This is a genomic window from Coriobacteriaceae bacterium, assembly GCA_025993015.1.
Taxonomy (GTDB): Bacteria; Actinomycetota; Coriobacteriia; order Coriobacteriales; family Coriobacteriaceae; genus Collinsella.
Map to the genome: position 1 here is coordinate 409365 of DAJPFV010000001.1, position 17397 is coordinate 426761.

Sequence of the window (17397 nt, forward strand, 5' to 3'; positions counted from 1 at the left end):
GTTCACCTACAATTGCCACCGGATCGAAAGACACAACTTTTTAGGAAGTCATTATGACAGCTATCGATCGAGACCGGGCGCGCGCGGCCTTCAAAAGCTACACCGATGCCTACGACGCCACCAACCCACGCATCGCGCTCAAAATCGAGCATACGTACCACGTGGCCGAGGCATGCGATGCCGTAGCGCGCGAGCAGGGCTGGTCGTCAGAAGATATTGACCTGGCATGGCTTTGCGGCCTGCTACACGATATGGGCCGCTTTGAGCAGCTGCGACGCTGGGACACCTTTAAGGACGCCGAGAGCATGAGCCATGCGGCGCTGGGCATCGAGGTCCTCTTTGGCGAGAATCCCGCCGATGCACCCGCCACGACAGACATCCGTGACTTTATCGAAACCGGTGCGCATGACGAGCTCATCCGAGCGAGCATCGCCTATCACAGCGACTTTCGCCTGCCGGCACAACTCGACGAGCGTACACGGTGCTTCTGCGATATCGTGCGCGATGGTGACAAGATCGACATTATGCGCACCATCGCCGACAGCACCGTCGACACTATCCTCAAGGTGGACGAGAAGACGTTTCTCGGCAGCCGTTTCTCGTCGCCGACACTTGCCGCCTTTGACGAGCACCGCTGCGTCGCACGCGATGAGCGCGATGAGCCCGCCGACTTCTTGGTGGGGCTTATCTGCTTTATGTTTGAGCTCGTCTATCCAGCAAGCCGCGCGCTGGCGCGCGAACAGGGCGATATCCACCGCCTGCTCGACGCGCCCTTTGGCATTACGCGGCCCTTTACCGACCCCGCCACGCAGGCAACCTGGAGCCGCCTAAAGGACGAGATGCGCGACTGGCTGGCGCGCGCCTAGCGCTCAAGCTGGGCCAGCAGCTCCTCGACGACCTCGACGGCATCCCCAACAACCTTGTACTGGGCAGCACCGAAAATGGGGGCATCCGGGTCCTCGTTGATGGCGATGATGCACTCCGCCCCACCGATGCCGGCAAGATGTTGGATGGCGCCCGAAACACCGATACTCACGAGAAGCCTGGGCGAAACCGATACGCCCGTCTGGCCAATCTGGTGGCGATACTCCAGCCAACCCGCCTCCACGACGGGACGCGTGCAACCAAGCTCGGCACCCAGAGCCTCGGCGAGCCTTCGCATCAACGGCAGGTTTTTCTTGGAACCAATGCCGCGACCCACCACGACCAGGCGCTCGGCATTGGCGATCGAGGGCTGCTGTCCCCACTCCTCGGCGGGAATCGAGATCTCGACACGAGCCTTAGCATCATCCGCAAGCGATATCTGGGTGATCGTGCCAGAGCGGCCGTAGTCGAAGTCGGGAGCCTTAAAGATACCGGGGCGCACCGTTGCCATCTGCGGACGGTGGTTGGGGCAAATGATGGTGGCCATCAGGTTGCCGCCAAACGCCGGACGCGTCTGTTGCAGCAGTCCCGTCTCTGTATCCATCGAAAGTACGGTGCAGTCAGCCGTAAGGCCCGTCTGCAAACGCACGGCAACGCCGGGTGCCAGTTCGCGACCAAAAGCGGTCGCACCGTATAGGATGGCCTCGGGTTTGCGTTCGGCTACCAAATCGCAGATCAAGCGGGCGTAGACCTCCGCATCGTTTTGGCGCAGGCGCTCGTCGCGACAGGCCAGGACTTCGTCGGCGCCCGCGCAAACCAGATGCTCCAGGTCCCCGAGCGAGCCCTCGGGGCTCATGCCGACCAGTGCCACCAGACGGCAGCCGCGAGCATCGGCAAGCTCGCGCCCCTTGCCCATAAGCTCATAGGCAACGGGAGTCACCGTATCGTGCTCGTCGGTCTGCACGAAGACCCAAATGTCTCGATATGCATCAAGGTCCACCGCACCAGCGGCCTCGTCACACTCGATCGAGATAGCGTTGACAGGGCAGGCGTCGACGCACCCACCGCATAGGATACAGCCCTCGGTTACGCGGGCGCATCGGTTGGGACGCTCGCCCTCCACCACAATGCCGCCCGAGGCGCAGGCGCGAACGCAGCGACCGCAGCCGATACAGGCTTCGCTATCGATAATCAGTCCGCTCATCTATGCCATCCCCTCGATGATCTTGGCAAGTTTTGCCGCCTGCTCGGACGCCGTTCCGTCAACGGCCTCGCACGTTTGGTCACGGTCGGGCACAAACGAGCGCACGACCTGTGTCGGCGACCCGGCAAGACCGCAACGCGCGGGGTCGGCGTTCACGTCGGCGGCACTGACCACGCGCACGTCCGCCTCCTCCGCCGCGCGGATACCGGCAATACTCGGCATACGCAACTGGCCAATCTCCTTGGCAGTCGTCATCGCGCACGGCATCTCCAGATAGACCGTCTCCTCGCCGGCGTCACAGCCGTGGACAAGCGCCAGCGAGCCGCACGTCGTAAAGCCCGCGCTCTGTACGCAGCTCACATCGGTCACGCAGGGAATCTCGAAGGCGCCGGCCAGTTCGGGGCCAATCTGGGCAGTATCGCCATCCACCGCCATCTTGCCGCAGATGAGCAGGTCGAAGTGCTCGTCGAGCGCCTCGATGCCGCATTTGAGAGCATAGGTGGTCGCCAACGTGTCCGCACCCGCAAAAGCACGGTCGGTGAGCAGCAATGCATCGTCGGCGCCGCGGGCGATGCAGTCGCGCAGTAGCGATTCGGTTGCAGGGATACCCATCGATACCACCGTCACGCGCACATCCATGCCAAAGCCGATAAAGTCGTCCTTGAGCGCCAACGCACATTCGAGGGCACTTGCATCGAAGGGATTAATGACCGCCTGCTTGCCATCGCGCACGATGGTATTGGTTTTGGGGTCCATCTTGACCTCGGTGCTTCCCGGCACCGCCTTGACGCACACCACCATATGGAAATCACTCATCTTCACGCGCCCCCTTTCTGGACGAGTTCATCCAAGAGCTTCTCCGAAAACAGGTTGCCACGGCCCAGCTGCCCGGCAGGATCGAGCTGCAGCTTGAGTCGAGCCGATTCAACCATGGCCTCGTGGCCGTACATCGTCTCCAAAAAGCCCGCTTTGATCTTGCCGACGCCGTGCTCGGCAGAGACGGCGCCGCCCATAGCCGTTACCTCCGCAGCCCACTGGGCAAACAGCTCGCCACCGCGACGGTAGTCTTGCGCATCGCGAGGCAGGATATTCACATGCAGATGGTTGTTGCCGATATGTCCCCAGGCGGCAGACTCAAGCCCGCTTTCGGCCAGCGTGCGGCGATAGAGGGCAACGACATCGGCCAGGCGCGTGTTGGGCACCGACATATCCGACCCCAGCTTGGTAATGGTGGGGTCGGTGCGGCGGCGCTCGTCGATGAGCATGTTGACGCTCTCGGGAACGGCGTGGCGGAAGAACCGCTGGCATTCGCGATCGACCTCGGTGCGTGCAACCCAGGTCGCGTCGTCGTGGCCGCCCGCAAGCTCCAAAACCCATCCCAGGTGGTACAGCTCCTCGGTCGCTTGCGCCTCGTCGTCGCAGTCGAGTTCCACGTAAACACAGACCTTTGCCTCATCGTCGAGTGCCGGCAGCGAGGCAAACGCGGTCGACTGCTCGCGCTGGCGGCGAAGGATATCCAAGGCGCCAGCGTCGAAGTACTCGATGGCAGCCGCATGGGACAGGACGGGACGCACGGAATCGGTGAAGGACACGGCCTTGTCTTCGCTGTCAAAGAAACAGCTCACGCCCCAAACGACCGCAGGCGCCGCCTGCAGGGCAATCTCGAGCTCGGTGATGACGCCGATTGTGCCACACGCACCGATAAACAATTCGATGGCATCCATATCGTCAGCAACGAAATAGCCCGAAGCATTTTTGGTCTTGGGCATGGTGTAGTCGGGAAGGTCAAGCTCGAGTGCACGGCCCACTGCCGTCACGAGCGACAGGCGGCGGCCCTGGGCAAAAGCCTCGCCGCGCTGAAGCTCAAGCAAATCGCCATCAGCCAGCGCGACGTGGAGTCCCGTGATATGCGGGCGCATGGGGCCGTAGGCGTAGCTGCGGGCACCGGAGGCGTTACATGCCGCCATGCCGCCCAGACAGGCAGACGCCTCGGTGGGATCGGTGGGAAAGAACTGCTCGGGGGCCTCTTGAAACTCATCGTAGGCCTTAAGCGATGCCTGGTCCCAACCAGCGGTCGGCAGCACCTTCTTGCTCAGCTGCTTGCGCAGCTCCGAGAGCACAACGCCCGGCTCCACGCGCAGCAAAAATTGGCCTTGTTCATCGCGGCGAAGGCCCAAGTAGCGATTCATACGGGAAGTATTGAGGATATGCCCGCCGTGGGGCACGGCACCGGCGGCAAGGCCGGTTCGGGCGCCCTGAACCGTTACCGGGACACGCTCGGCATGGAGCTTTTCCAAAATGGCACGGACCTCGTCTTCCGTTGTCGGAAACGAGATGCTCGATGCTTCGCCCGATGCGCGAGATTCATCGCGGCCATACTCTTCGAACTCGTCGGTGAAGGGTTTGATGGTTACAGACACGCGAACTCCCCCTTTAGCTAACTACAGTGTTTGCAGGGAGATGTTACCGCATCGTTTCGTCGACGTGTTCGAGACCGTCTCCATAATTGGCGATTTTTACGTTCGTGCAATTCGGCGAGCGGCTGGATTTCCTCGGCAGACGATGCTTTTAACACATATGGCCCCGCCGTCACTGACCGCGCGATTGCCGCTCGAAAAAAGTTGGAGTATTTTTTGCCGCCTTTTACCTGCGGAGACGCCAATCCGTCAAGCATTTGGTCAGCAATTGGTCAAGTAACGGCTGATACGGTCGGCATCGACAGCCAAAACCGACAGAAGTTTTGGCCCCAGAAGCAGGGAGGTTCCCATGGCATATTACTGGCCCCAGTACGGCATCGCCATCGAAGTCGACGACGATCCCCATCTCCTGCCTTTCGACGAAGAGGCATTCCCCGATACGACGGTCTACCACGTTACCACCGATGTGATCTGCGACCCCGAGTCGTTCTCGGCGCTCGCCCACCGCATCGCGCATATCCACGACATCGAGCTCCCTCCCGACTTCGACGAGCTTGTCTACTCACGCCGCCTGATGCTTCACATGCTCTTTGGAGCGAACCCGTCCACCTTTGCGCGCATCTATACCGCCAAGGATGCCGCATGAGCGCGAAGAAGCCACCCCACTTTGCAGGCCTGGGTCGTCGCAAGAAGCTCATCGTTGCCTGCTTGGCCATCGTCTGTGCCCTTGTCGCCGTAGGACTATACGCTTGGCAGTCGCAGCCCGTACCCGAGGCGGGCGCTTCGGTTACGACGGCCGAGGGCAAAACGCGTCAGGAAATCCAAGATGAGCTCGACGCCATAGTCCGCGACAACATGATGACGATTTCGGTCGCACCGGTCGCTCAGCTGCAGGAGGACGGCAAGCTGCGCGTCAACGTGCAAAACGTCCAAGACAATAAATTTCCCCAGCGATTCCGCGTCATCCAAAACGACGAGACCATGTACGAATCCGGTGTGGTCGAGACCGGCAAGACAATCGAGACGTGCCCCGCCGGCGACATCAAAGAAGGCGAGGCGTACATCGAGATCCAGGCACTCGATGCCAAGACCCTCGACAGCCACGGCAATCCGACACGTGTCAAGGTGCGGGTTGAGCAAACCGAGAACTAGCTTTTCCGGTCGACGCGACACCGCACGCAATTCACCAGCATTCGTCCAATCATCGCGGGGACGGCCCGCGGCGAATAGAAAGGAACGACCATGGACATCACCAGGAACATGAACGGAGCCAGAGCGCTCGTCGTGGGCGCAGGGCTCGCGCTCGCGCTCGCAATGGGCGCCGTCCCGACGCCAGCTATGGCAGCCGGGCGCGTTGGAACCACGAAAGTAATGGTCAGGACCGAGATCGACAACGTTGAGTTCAAAGTTCCGACGGTTATTCCCTTCGTCGCCAAGGCCGACGGCACGCTTCAGGGCCCCTCAGAAGACGCGACCACCATCGACAATCATTCGGCCTACGGCATCCATGTCACCAACATGAAGATCGACGCCATGAACACCTGGACCATTGCCGCCGACGCCAAGGCCGGAACCGCACAGAACTCCATCGACTTTAAGGTCGGCCCCGACGGCGCACTCCAAAACGCCAGCGCCGCAATGCAGGAGACGGGCCTCGATCTTTCCAAGAACGCAGCCTTCGACATGGGCTACCAGGGCATTGCCGGCGGCACGGACAAAATTAAGCTCAAGACAAGCGGAAACGTCGCCCGCGTCACGCGCGACATCTTCCGCGTAACCGGCGAAGGCGATCAGGTTGCAACGATCACCTGGACGGTCGAGCCCGGTGCGCACACGGCATAAGGCCGTCGCCCTGGCCGCCGCCGTCAGCATCCTAGCGTTTGGGCCAGCCATGGCCTTTGCCCAGCAAGAACAGGCGCAGGCCGCCACGCAAGTGACGGTCGACCTCTCGGAGCTCGACCGCGGCGACCGCGAGGAACCGTTGGCGCAGACAGGCGACAGACGATGGCTCTTGGCAGCAGGCGCCACAGCAGCAGGCGCGGGAACCGCCGGCCTCGGTCTGCACATCAAACGCAGCCAGAAACAAAACACGGACAGGCCGCACTAAATTAGCTAAGGAGACCCCATGGCATCGAAGAACCTTTTGCCCGTCGTCGCACTCTGCGGCGCGCTCGCAACCGGAACGTCTGTCGCCGCTTGGGCGGCTCCCGTCATGGCAGACTCCTTACCAGCAGCCCTAAGTTCCGCACCGGACCCGTCGAGCGTCATTGCATGCAAGCGGTTTTCGCTCACACAGGCAACAGTCTCGACCTCGGGATGCCTTCGCCAGGACACGGACAGCTCGATAGTCGTGGATATCAAGCGTTCGGACAAGACGAACGGCTCCCAGGCAGGATGCGCCATCTGCACGTGGCGCTCAGTTGCGCTCGATGCAGATGGCGACCCTTGCGATTTGGAGCTACGCATCGACATCGCTTCGGTCGATGACTCGGCGAACGGAGCGAAGGTCGCCTTCGACGGTACGTTTTTTGAGAAAGGAGGCGGTATATGTCTGGGCTGCGCCGCCGCGAATGCAGACGATGCGCAGCCCACCCTCTCATTCACGGCATCATTGCGGCTGACCAAAGCCGGCACCGATGCCATCGCGGCGGGAGAAGCGTCCCTGCTGTTCTACGCCGTCAGTACCAAAGACACAGACGCTCATTTCGAGAAGCCAGCCGGATCACTCAGCCTTACACGAGGGATAGAGGCAGGTCCTTTTGAAATCGATTCCCACGCGCAAAGCAGGCAACGCATTCTTGCCGACCCGGCGCTTCTCGAAATGGAGTGGAACGGATCCGGAGCTATCGGAATTCTCCCCTCCGCGTTTGACGCCAAGACGCTCCCCCCAAACGACGAACCCATCAACGCAACCATACAAGAAGAGAGCGCGGACAAAGAAGCAGGTGCGGGCGACACGCCGTCGCCGACAAACAGCGTCCCAGCTTCTCTCGAAGCACCGAATGAACCCGCTACCGATCCAAACGATTCCGAACTCGCGGACAGTCTGGGGCTTGCTGATCCTCAAGAGATCGATGAAGGTAACTGCTGCGTGCTTGCCGCGCTCGACCACACAGAGGTCATCGACGCTGCGAACATCGAAGTTGCCGCCGCCAATCAACCCGTCCGCAAGTCGGCCATCATCGCATTTCCCGAATCCATCGAAGTCGTCTTTTTGCCATCGGGCGAGGTCGTGGCCCCAACACTGCTCACCTTGTTGGGCGCCAAGAATACTCGAAACGAAATTAAAAAGGTCACGGTTGTCGACCCTGCAACCACCGCCAAGCTGCGTCTATACGCCGTTGCTCCAGATGGAGGCAAGACCTTGGAATTCGATGGCGACACACTCCTAGCCTGGCGGCGTCTGGACATTATGCAAGACGTCTCGTATCAGATCGAACTCGAAGGGTTTGATCGTGCCCGCGATGCCAATATCATCGCCGCGGCTATTGAATTCCCGCAGCGGCTTATGACACTGCGCTTTGAATACTATCCCTATGTCCCGACAACCACCTGAGGCTTAAATGCTGCGCATCATTCCTAACACCACTTATATAACGTATTAGATGAGTCGCGATGTGCCTCGCATTTCGTTCTGCTACGATTGCCACGTTGGCATCAATACAGGAGGGCTCATGCCGGGCTTGGGAACAATCATCAACGTTGTGCTTTTAGTTGCGGGCGGTCTTTTGGGATTAGCGGGCGGCCGCTTCATTACACCGCGCATCCAAGACACGCTCATGAAAGCATCGGGGCTGTGCGTCCTGTTTATCGGCCTGGGCGGCACCATGCAAAAGATGCTCATCATCGATGGAAAGGCGCTAGCGACCACCGGTACCACCATGTTCATCGTCTCATTTGCGCTCGGTTCGCTCATCGGCGAGGCCATCAACTTGGAGGCCGCCATCGAGAACCTTGGCGAATGGCTCAAGCGCAAGACTGGCAGTGAGGGCGATAACGAGTTCACCAACGCTTTTGTCTCGACATCGCTGACCGTCTGCATCGGTGCCATGGCTATCGTGGGATCGATCCAGGACGGTCTGCTCGGTGACTGGTCAACGCTTGCCTTGAAAGGCGCATTGGACTGCATCATCGTCTGCACCATGACGGCGTCGCTTGGCCGCGGCTGCATTTTCTCCGCCCTGTCCGTCGCCGTGTTCCAGGGGACGATCACGTTGTTTGCCGGCGCGCTCTCCCCCATCATGACCACGGCAGCCCTCGACAGCCTTTCGCTCGTAGGCTCCATGCTCATCTTCTGCGTCGGCGTCAACCTCATCCGTCCTCAGACCTTCCGCACGGCCAATATGCTCCCCTCCGTCGTCATCGCCGTCATCTACGCCCTCCTGTTCTAAATCTATCAACGCAGCGGTATCTCGAACATCTGTTTGATGCTGTGCTATGATATGAGGTCACCGTAGCTGCGTTAGGAGAGGAGAAGCGGTGGCCGACCAGGACATCAAGATGCTCATCGAGCGCATTATGGCCGAGGCCCGGACCCATCAGTCCACCCGCTTCTCAAACGAAATCTACGCAGACGAGCCGATTCTCAAAACCGGCCGACAGATGCAGAATTTCCTCCCCGACCAGTACCGTAAAATGCGCGAGATATCGCGCTGGCAGGATGACCCCAAGGGCGGTGCGGGCCGCTGGCTTTCGGAAGCCGAGCTTTTTTACCGCCAGGGCCTGCTGATGGCCGACTTTGAGGACGACTGTCCCTACAACGGCACCTTTAAGTCGTACTTTCCCACCTACAACGCCATGAGCGACCGGCAGCTGCGCGGCTACTTTACCTGGCGTGCCCAAGTGCGCCGCGGAACCGTCGAGGAAACGTCTACGTCCTTTGCCTTTCTGTATCTCTATGAGCTGATTTGCGGCATTGGCGTAGATGACCCGCTCGACGGTTTTAACAAGATCAAGGCCTTTTGGGATGTCTATCGCGCCTTCGAGCCCGGCATTGATCGGTTTGCACGCGTGTGGTTGCAGGATTACGCCGTATTCCATGGGCTCGACCCCAAGCTGCTCCGCGACTCTAAAACCGTCATGTTCGATAACGCCCTTATCGAGCTGCGGCGCGCGGCACGAGACCTTGTACCGGCACCGGCACCGTCCGACCAGACCCCCAAACGTCGCAAAACCTCCGAGCCCACGCTCCCCCTTCCGCCCGATGAGGTGCGCGAGGAGCGACTCATGGCCGCCATCAACGCCCTCTCCACGTACAACCTAAGTAACTCGCGGCTCGACCGCAGCCACCACCGCGATCTGCGCCACGTGGCATGCGCCGCGTATGTCCGCATGGCGCGCTACTATGACACGCATCGAAAGACCGGCATCGTAGCGAGCTTGTTTGGGGAGGAGACGGCCATGCCCTACACCATGTTTGCCTCGGCCGTATTCTTTGCGCCCGAGCGCCACGAGAACTGCGAATACCGCCTGGATCCCATCCATATCTACCGTTGCCAAAACGGCTTTTGGGAATGTATGCGTATCCATGGTAGTAGGCAAAAGAGCAGCAAGCTCGGTGAAATGATGCGCGCCTGCGACCAACGCCTGCGCCTGGCGCTGGACCCCGCCCATCCCCTTAAGGAAGAAAAGGTCCCCAAATATCTGGCCAAGATTATCGATGACGAGATTGTGGCATGGCTTTCGTGGGACGCCGCACACCAGCCCGTCAAGATCGATATCGACCTGACTCAGCTGGGGCACATTCGGAGCGCCGCTGCGCAAACGCGCGAAGCACTTTTAATCGACGAAGAGCGCGAGGACGGCGCACCTGTGGAAGCCGAGGCAGCGGACTCAGGGCAACCGGAAGCCGAGCCCGTAGCCGACGCGATTGTCGAGGCGGTCGCGGCACCCATTCGGCAGGACGAGACCGACGAGCCAACCATATCCACCGAACAGTTTGGTGTCGTGGCACCGCTTCTCGCGCCGACGCCCGCGTTCGCAGCTGTTGCGCCCGCTGACGCCACGAACGAACTCACGCCTGCCGCAGACGCCTATCTCCGCGCGCTGCTCGAGCACAACGCAGTACAGGCGGAATCGGCGGTAGTGCAATCGGGGCAGAGCGAGGACATGCTCGTCGACAGCATCAACGAGGCGCTCTTTGACCTGGTGGGCGACACCGTAATTGAATTTAGCGCGGCAGGGCCGCAGATTATCGAGGACTACGAAGCAGACGTGAGAGGATACCTAGACCATGAGTGATACCGCATCCGCAGCGCCCCGTGTACCCAAACGCGTCGCTGCCGTTATCCTTAACTCGCTCAAGGGCGGCGTGGTCCCGCGCATCGGCCTTCCCTATATCACCGTGGGACGCGAGGTCGAGATTCGCGCCCTGCTCACCGATTTGAGTCTCATCGCCGATGGCGGCGCGAGCTTCCGCTTTTTAGTCGGTCGCTACGGAGCCGGCAAGAGCTTTTTGCTCCAGACCATCCGCACGCACGCCATGGGCGAGGGATTCGTCGTCGCCGATGCCGACCTATCCCCTGAGCGCCGCCTGCAGGGCGGCCAGGGACAGGGCCTTGCCACCTACCGTGAGCTCATCCGCAACATATCGACTAAAACGCGCCCCGAGGGCGGTGCACTCAACCTTATCCTGGATCGCTGGGTCGCCTCGTGTGCCGATGCCGATGAGTCTGCCGTCAATGCCCAACTGGCCCCGCTCGAGGAAATGGTCCACGGCTTCGACTTCTCCCGTATGCTCCGCCGCTACCGCGCGGCCGTATCCGAGGGCGACGAAGAAGCTATGAGCCGCGTGACCAAATGGATTCGCGGCGAGTACCGCACCAAGAGTGAGGCACGCGCCGAACTGGGCTCCTCAACCATCATCAGCGATGACGACTGGTACGACTACGTCAAACTCATCGCTCGTTTTTTGGTTTGCAGCGGCTACAAGGGCATGCTGGTGCTCATCGACGAGCTCGTGAATCTGTATAAGATTCCCAACGCTATCACGCGCCAGTACAACTACGAGAAAATCCTGACCATGTACAACGACACGCTTCAGGGCAAAGCGCAGTACCTGGGCATGATTATGGGCGGCACGCCAACCTCCATCGAAGACCGCCGCCGCGGCGTGTTCTCCTACGAAGCCCTGCGCAGCCGACTCGCTCAGGGCCGCTTTGCGCGCGAGGACCTTAAGGACATGCTCGCGCCCATCATCCGCCTACAGCCACTCACCTATGAGGAACTGCTGGTGCTGATCGAAAAACTCATGCAGATCCATGCCGGCTACTTTGGCTGGACGCCCTCGCTTACCGAAAACGACTTGGTGGACTTCCTCAAGATTGAGTTTGGCCGCGTGGGAGCCGATACGCACTTAACGCCGCGTGAAGTCATTCGTGACTTTATCGAGCTGCTCGACATCCTATGCCAAAACCCCGATGCTAACGTGGCCGAGTTGCTGCAAAGCGTCGGTGGCGACGCGCTGGCGCCGGCAGCCGTAACGGACAACACCGACACCGCAAGCGAAGACCGCAACTTCGCCGAGTTCACCATCTAACCTGCCAAAAAGGGACAGGTTTATTTTGGCAGGTTTTATCTGGGCAAACGTCGAGACAGTAATGTAGCGAGCCACTGCTCACCGCGTTAAGAGATTCGTATTTGAGAGGAGGCCCCGTGAACGCCTTTGACCGATATGCTCCGTTTATCCAAGACTTCATCTACTCCCACGATTGGGAGAGTCTGCGCTCTATCCAGGTTGCAGCGGCAGACGCCATCTTTAACACGCAAGATAATGTGCTCCTGACGGCATCCACGGCTTCCGGCAAAACCGAGGCAGCCTTCTTTCCCATCCTGACCGAGTTTTGGGAGAACCCGCCCGCGAGCGTAGGCGCCCTCTACATCGGCCCCCTCAAAGCGCTCATCAATGATCAGTTCGTCCGTCTCAACGACCTCTGCGAAGAGGCCGATATCCTTGTCTGGCACTGGCATGGCGATGTCTCGCAGTCGCACAAGGCTAAGCTCATAAAAAAACCGAGCGGCATCTTGCAGATTACGCCCGAGTCACTCGAGGCGCTCTTAATCCATAAGCACATGGCGATCCCGCGCATGTTCTGCGACCTGCGCTACGTGGTCATCGACGAGGTCCATTCGCTCATGCGCGGCGACCGCGGCGGTCAGACGCTCTGCCTTATCGAGCGCCTCTCGCGCATGGCAGGCGTGCAGCCCCGCCGCATCGGCCTTTCGGCCACCATCGGAGACCCGGAACGCACGGGTGCCTTTCTGTCGCAGGGAACAGGGCGCGACTGCGTCATTCCCCGCTTTGAGGAGCCGCGCCGCGTGTGGCGCATCTCCATGGAGCACTTCTACAACTCGGGCCCCCAGGCGCGGCAGCGAGGATTTATGAGCACAGGTCCGCAGGAAGCCGAGGTGCTCGCATGCGAGCGCATTGAGCCGGCGGCGCCCGCGGCGCTGCCGGCTGGCGCCCAAGACGTGCGCCACAGCGGACAGCTTACACAGGAGGAACGCCGTCAACGTCGTGAGCGGGCACGGGGCAAGGCCGCTCCCAAAGACCGTCGCACTTCTTCGGCCCCCGAGGGCGAAGTCGATATCCCCCGGGCCGATGAGCAGGCGCTCCTCAACCCCACCGACACCGCGCCCGAAAACGCCGATCCCGGCATGGGCTATATCTTTGAACACACCCGCGGGCGCAAGTGCCTGGTCTTTGCCAACTCGCGCGAGGAGGCAGAGGCCGTGTGCTCCATGCTGCGCAGCTACTGCGAGAGCCGGCACGAGCCCGACCGTTTTCTCATCCACCATGGCAATCTTTCGGCATCGCTGCGCGAAACGGCCGAGGAACTCATGCGCGATGAAGAGCAGGCACAGACAACCGTCACCACCTCCACGCTGGAACTCGGTATCGATATCGGCCGTCTGGAGCGTGCGTTTCAGATCGACGCGCCGTTTACCGTCAGCTCCTTTTTGCAGCGAATGGGCCGCACAGGGCGCCGCGATCTTCCGCCCGAGATGTGGTTTGTCATGCGCGAGGAGGAACCCGAGCCGCGCACGATGATGCCCGAGACCATTCCGTGGAAGCTCCTGCAGGGCATCGCGCTCGTACAACTCTATCGCGAGGAAAAGTGGGTCGAGCCGCCCGAGCTCGATCGACTCCCCTACAGCCTGCTCTACCACCAGACTATGTCGACGCTTGCCAGCACCGGCGAACTCACGCCGGCAGAGCTTGCCCAGCGCGTGCTCACACTCAGCTATTTCCATCGCATCTCGGCCGATGACTATCGCGTGTTGCTGCGTCACCTCATTAAGATCGACCATATCCAAGTCACCGAGGGCGGCGGGCTCATCGTGGGTCTCGCGGGCGAGCGCATCATCAACAACTTTAAGTTCTACGCCGTGTTCCAGGAAAACGAGGAGTTCACCGTTCGCAGCGAATCGGCCGAGCTGGGCACGATTGTCAACCCGCCCCCGCCCGGTGAGCGCATTGCCATCGCCGGCCATTGCTGGATTGTCGAGGAAGTGGACTGGAAGCGTCACACCGTCTTTGCCACGCAGGTCAAGGGCCGGGTGCCGGCCTACTTTGGCGACTGCCCCGGCGACATCAATACACACGTACTCGAGCGTATGCGCAAGGCGCTCAACGAGCACGCGGCGTATCCGTACCTGATGGGTAACGCGCGGGCCCGTCTGGCGCAGGCTCGCCATACGGCCGAGATTTCGGGCGCGGGAACTAAGCCGCTCATCAACCTGGGTGGCGACACCTGGGTGCTCTTCCCCTGGTTGGGCAGCTACGCCTTTTTGGCGCTCGAGCGCATGCTCAAGATTAAATGCGCCGCTGAGTTGGGCCTTCGCGGACTCGACCCGTCACGCCCGTACTTTATGCAGTTTAAGATGAAGGCCGACGAGGAGACGTTCTTTGAAGTGCTCGCCGCCGAAGCCGAGAAAGACTTCGACCCCATCGACCTCGTCTATCCCGGCGAGGTGCCTTACTTTGATCGGTACGACGAATTCGTTCCAGAAGAGCTCGTGCGCAAAGGCTTTGCCGAAGGCGTGCTCGACATCGAAGACATGAAGCAGCGCGTTCTCGGCTGGCGCGACCACGCCTAAGACCAGTCTTTTTGGGACGGGGAGACCTATTTGTCGTGAAGAACGGTGCCGAGGAAGTCGGTGTCGAAGGGCACGGCTTCGGCAAAGGCGTAGTTGCCGTCGCTGGCGATGAGCAGGTAGTTCTCCTCGCCGCCGAACTCTGCATCGCCACATGGGACCACCCAGGCGTGGGCGAACACCTCGAGCGCCGTGGCGGCGCAATCGCGCAGGAACGTTACGTCGCTCCCCTCGTTTGCGCTCACGATATTGGCAACGTAGATACCCCCGGGGTTCAGGCTGCCTCGCACCAAACGCAACGCCTCAACCGTCGCCAGCTCGCGTACGGGCTCGGCACCGCCAAAGCAATCGCTCACGACCACGTCGTAGCGACGATGGCCCACGCTCGTCACACCCAAATACGAGCGAGCCTCAGCGGTTATCACCCGCAGGCGATCGCCCGCCGCGCGCTCCAGCTCGTCTAGGTAGAACCAGCGGCGCGCCAGGCGCGTAATCTCTCCGTCATACTCGATGACGTCCATGCGCAAGCCCTCGTGCGACATCAGCGCGAACTTAGGATAGGCAAACCCGCCGCCACCCAGCACAAGCATGCGGTTGATGCCGTGACCATAAGCATCGTGCATCGCATCCTCGGACTCAAACACGTCGTCAAACGCACGATAGTACGCAAAGACGGGCTCCGCCCAACGCTCACCAACGTAGCTTGCGCTTTGGTAGACGCCGCCTTGCACCAACACGCGAATCTCATCGCCGTCCCCATCGTGCACGCGTTTCACACGCGCCAACCCATTGCGGGTTCGCGCAACCTGCAGACAGGCAGCACGAACAGCGACGGCGGCCGCACCAAGCGCCGCGGCTCCCAGGGCAACGCCGGCAACGACGCCAGCAGAAACACTCGGCTTGTTCATCTAGAGCTCCTTTTGCAGATAGAGTCCATGATCGTAAAAACCCAAATGGCGATAGTACTCGCGCGTACCAATCGCGCTGATCACGTTGATGCGCGTATAACCCGCATCCCGGGCAATCTCGCACGCACGCTCTACGAGCAGACGCCCCAACCCATGGTGCTGGGCCGCCTGGCCTTGATACCCCACGCGCGCCGCCATGCCATACACGTGTACCTCGCGAATCATCGCCTCGTCCGGCATCGTCAGCAACTCGTCCGCATGCGCGGCAACAAACGAATGGTCGGGCAGCGACAACCGCAAAAAGCCCGCGATCTTGCCCTGCGGCGTCACCCACTGCAAAAAGCACTCGTGCGTCACCGGCGTCTCGTACGCCACCTCCTCATCAAGAGATAGCTCATCCAAGTCGGCACCCGCCGTGCTGATCTCGCGATAGCGAATCTCGCGCACCGTCGCACCGTCACCCCGAGCGGCCAAGCGGTTTTCGACGAGCTGACGCAGGTTGGGTTTCTTGTTGCCCACCATGATGTCGTCGGAACTAAAGTCGCGGATCATGCGACTGATGCGGCAGAACGCCGGCGTCACCACGATGTCGTCGGCCAGCACATCGAGCAGCTCTTCCTCGGTATAGGGACGCCACTCGCCGCGCTCGTAGCAGCCCACCAGACGCGAGCCCTCGATGAGCGCACACGGGTAAACCTTGACCTCGTCGGGCATAAAGGCCCCTTCGGTCATAAAGCGTTCGTAGTCGCGCTTGTCCCCCTCGGGCGTGGCGCCCAGCAAGTTAAGCATAAAATGCGCGTGGATCTTAAAGCCAAACAGGCGCGCAAGCGAAAACGCCCGCTCGATCTGCGCCACCGAAATACGACGCTCGTTGATATCGAGCAAATGTTGGTCGAGACTCTGAATACCCATCTGGATCTTGGTGCAGCCCAGGCGGCGGATGAGCGTAAGCGCCTGCGGCGTTACGGCATCGGGGCGCGTCTCGATAACGAGCCCCACCACGCGATGCTTCGCCGTCTCGTTGATGCGCTGCTGACGCTCAAGTTCCTCCATCGTTGCCGTCTGCCACTTGGCAACCTCGCCCCACGGCGTACCAGGGCCGTACAGACGACGCACCGCGCGGTTGTAGCCGCCCACGGCAGCATCCACACGCTCCTGCTCGTCGGCAACGCCAGCAGCAAGCTCAGCCTCGTCTGTCGCAATGCCGGCAACCCGATAGCGCTCGCGGCGCTCTGTTACCACCGGCGGCAGCGCATCGGCGGGAGCGTCATCGAGCAGGCGCCCCGCCTCGGCACGGCTGATGCCCGGACGCGCCAGCATGGGGTTGGCCGCCACGCCGGCGACGGCATCGTCATTGAGCGCACGGAAAAGCTCCGACATAAACCACGTCTGATACCCTTGCGGATAGTCGCTCCAGGTGCCACCGAGCACGATGAGCTCAATCTTATCGGTTGCGTGCCCCATCTGCGAAAGCGCGGTCAGACGAGCGCTCACCTGCAGATACGGGTCAAAGCAATTTTGCTCCGCACGGGCGCACGCCGGCTCGGCGTGCAGGTAGCTTTTGGGCATGCGCAGATCGTTGGGACAAAACAGGCAATCGCCCGAGCATGGCCAGGGCTTGGTGATAACGGTAATGGTCGCCACGCCCGAAGCCGTGCGACGAGGCTTCATACGCAGCACCTGCAGCAGTCGACGTTCCAGCTCGGCATCGACATTCCACCCAGCCCAACGAGCCGGCTCCTCACGTTTTACCCGCTGGTAGAACGGCAGCAGACGGCGCTTGGCCAAATCGCGTTTGTCGGCACCCTCACGGCGCGCCTCGGCATGTATCAGTTTGACGAGCGCTTTGTCGTCCACGGTCTCGCCGCGACGCAGAGCCTCGAGTATGTTCAAGATAATCTGTTCCATG

General features: G+C 60.9%; 15 protein-coding genes. 10 read left to right on the top strand and 5 right to left on the bottom strand.

The features are described 5' to 3' along the window. Positions 1 to 53: 53 nt before the first annotated feature. Positions 54 to 866: an HD domain-containing protein gene (locus tag OIL77_01800; GenBank protein ID HJI44154.1), complete on the top strand. Its 813-nt coding sequence runs from the start codon at positions 54 to 56 to the stop codon at positions 864 to 866. Here the strand turns inward: OIL77_01800 and OIL77_01805 are convergent. Genes OIL77_01805 through OIL77_01815 form a run of 3 tightly spaced genes read right to left on the bottom strand, consistent with a single transcriptional unit; the run spans position 863 to position 4488 of the window. Next, positions 863 to 2068, bottom strand: a complete 1206-nt coding sequence (locus OIL77_01805; GenBank protein HJI44155.1) for an electron transfer flavoprotein subunit alpha — start codon at positions 2066 to 2068, stop codon at positions 863 to 865. The two genes, OIL77_01800 and OIL77_01805, sit on opposite strands and share 4 nt — an antisense overlap. Beyond that, positions 2069 to 2884, bottom strand: coding sequence for an electron transfer flavoprotein subunit beta/FixA family protein (locus OIL77_01810; protein ID HJI44156.1), 816 nt, complete (start codon positions 2882 to 2884; stop codon positions 2069 to 2071). A gap of 2 nt (positions 2885 to 2886) precedes the next feature. Continuing rightward, entirely contained in the window at positions 2887 to 4488 is a 1602-nt protein-coding gene (locus OIL77_01815; GenBank protein HJI44157.1) for an FAD-binding oxidoreductase, read from the bottom strand. Positions 4489 to 4834: 346 nt separating this feature from the next. Here OIL77_01815 and OIL77_01820 point away from each other — a divergent pair, with 346 nt between their 5' ends. From OIL77_01820 to OIL77_01860, 9 genes are all read left to right on the top strand, one after another. Further along, a complete protein-coding gene (locus tag OIL77_01820) occupies positions 4835 to 5131 on the top strand; it encodes a hypothetical protein (GenBank protein HJI44158.1) in 297 nt (98 codons plus the stop codon). Then, complete coding sequence (locus OIL77_01825; GenBank protein HJI44159.1) at positions 5128 to 5637, top strand: hypothetical protein; 510 nt, start codon at positions 5128 to 5130, stop codon at positions 5635 to 5637. Before OIL77_01820 ends, OIL77_01825 begins: the two co-directional genes overlap by 4 nt. Before the next feature lie 90 nt (positions 5638 to 5727). Next, positions 5728 to 6327 carry a hypothetical protein gene (locus OIL77_01830; GenBank protein HJI44160.1) on the top strand — a complete coding sequence of 200 codons (600 nt, stop codon included), beginning with the start codon at positions 5728 to 5730 and terminating at the stop codon, positions 6325 to 6327. A 49-nt stretch (positions 6328 to 6376) separates the two neighbouring features. Next, on the top strand, positions 6377 to 6592 hold the full coding sequence (locus tag OIL77_01835; protein HJI44161.1) for a hypothetical protein: 216 nt from the start codon (positions 6377 to 6379) through the stop codon (positions 6590 to 6592). An 18-nt stretch (positions 6593 to 6610) separates the two neighbouring features. Further along, the gene (locus OIL77_01840) at positions 6611 to 8041 is read left to right on the top strand and encodes a hypothetical protein (GenBank protein HJI44162.1); all 1431 of its coding nucleotides are present in this window, start codon (positions 6611 to 6613) and stop codon (positions 8039 to 8041) included. 49 nt (positions 8042 to 8090) lie between these two features. Next, the gene (locus OIL77_01845; GenBank protein HJI44163.1) at positions 8091 to 8876 is read left to right on the top strand and encodes a DUF554 domain-containing protein; all 786 of its coding nucleotides are present in this window, start codon (positions 8091 to 8093) and stop codon (positions 8874 to 8876) included. An 88-nt stretch (positions 8877 to 8964) separates the two neighbouring features. Continuing rightward, positions 8965 to 10725, top strand: coding sequence for a TerB N-terminal domain-containing protein (locus tag OIL77_01850; protein HJI44164.1), 1761 nt, complete (start codon positions 8965 to 8967; stop codon positions 10723 to 10725). Next, the gene (locus OIL77_01855) at positions 10718 to 12022 is read left to right on the top strand and encodes an ATP-binding protein (protein ID HJI44165.1); all 1305 of its coding nucleotides are present in this window, start codon (positions 10718 to 10720) and stop codon (positions 12020 to 12022) included. The genes OIL77_01850 and OIL77_01855 overlap by 8 nt, the downstream gene beginning before the upstream one ends. A gap of 116 nt (positions 12023 to 12138) precedes the next feature. Beyond that, positions 12139 to 14583 (top strand): DEAD/DEAH box helicase, encoded by a 2445-nt coding sequence (locus OIL77_01860; protein HJI44166.1) that lies wholly within the window; start codon positions 12139 to 12141, stop codon positions 14581 to 14583. A 26-nt stretch (positions 14584 to 14609) separates the two neighbouring features. Here OIL77_01860 and OIL77_01865 read toward each other — a convergent pair whose 3' ends face one another. Beyond that, on the bottom strand, positions 14610 to 15488 hold the full coding sequence (locus tag OIL77_01865; GenBank protein HJI44167.1) for a fused MFS/spermidine synthase: 879 nt from the start codon (positions 15486 to 15488) through the stop codon (positions 14610 to 14612). Further along, on the bottom strand, positions 15489 to 17396 hold the full coding sequence (locus OIL77_01870; GenBank protein ID HJI44168.1) for a tRNA uridine(34) 5-carboxymethylaminomethyl modification radical SAM/GNAT enzyme Elp3: 1908 nt from the start codon (positions 17394 to 17396) through the stop codon (positions 15489 to 15491). Position 17397 lies beyond the last annotated feature (1 nt).

Bases quoted from the DNA above. Each gene is read 5' to 3' on its own strand.
- OIL77_01845 (HJI44163.1), top strand. From the start codon at position 8,091: ATGAGTCGCGATGTGCCTCGCATTTCGTTCTGCTACGATTGCCACGTT.
- OIL77_01825 (HJI44159.1), top strand. From the start codon at position 5,128: ATGAGCGCGAAGAAGCCACCCCACTTTGCAGGCCTGGGTCGTCGCAAG.
- OIL77_01835 (HJI44161.1), top strand. From the start codon at position 6,377: ATGGCCTTTGCCCAGCAAGAACAGGCGCAGGCCGCCACGCAAGTGACG.
- OIL77_01870 (HJI44168.1), bottom strand. From the start codon at position 17,396: ATGGAACAGATTATCTTGAACATACTCGAGGCTCTGCGTCGCGGCGAG.
- OIL77_01820 (HJI44158.1), top strand. From the start codon at position 4,835: ATGGCATATTACTGGCCCCAGTACGGCATCGCCATCGAAGTCGACGAC.
- OIL77_01830 (HJI44160.1), top strand. From the start codon at position 5,728: ATGGACATCACCAGGAACATGAACGGAGCCAGAGCGCTCGTCGTGGGC.
- OIL77_01810 (HJI44156.1), bottom strand. From the start codon at position 2,884: ATGAGTGATTTCCATATGGTGGTGTGCGTCAAGGCGGTGCCGGGAAGC.
- OIL77_01865 (HJI44167.1), bottom strand. From the start codon at position 15,488: ATGAACAAGCCGAGTGTTTCTGCTGGCGTCGTTGCCGGCGTTGCCCTG.
- OIL77_01855 (HJI44165.1), top strand. From the start codon at position 10,718: ATGAGTGATACCGCATCCGCAGCGCCCCGTGTACCCAAACGCGTCGCT.
- OIL77_01805 (HJI44155.1), bottom strand. From the start codon at position 2,068: ATGAGCGGACTGATTATCGATAGCGAAGCCTGTATCGGCTGCGGTCGC.
- OIL77_01800 (HJI44154.1), top strand. From the start codon at position 54: ATGACAGCTATCGATCGAGACCGGGCGCGCGCGGCCTTCAAAAGCTAC.
- OIL77_01840 (HJI44162.1), top strand. From the start codon at position 6,611: ATGGCATCGAAGAACCTTTTGCCCGTCGTCGCACTCTGCGGCGCGCTC.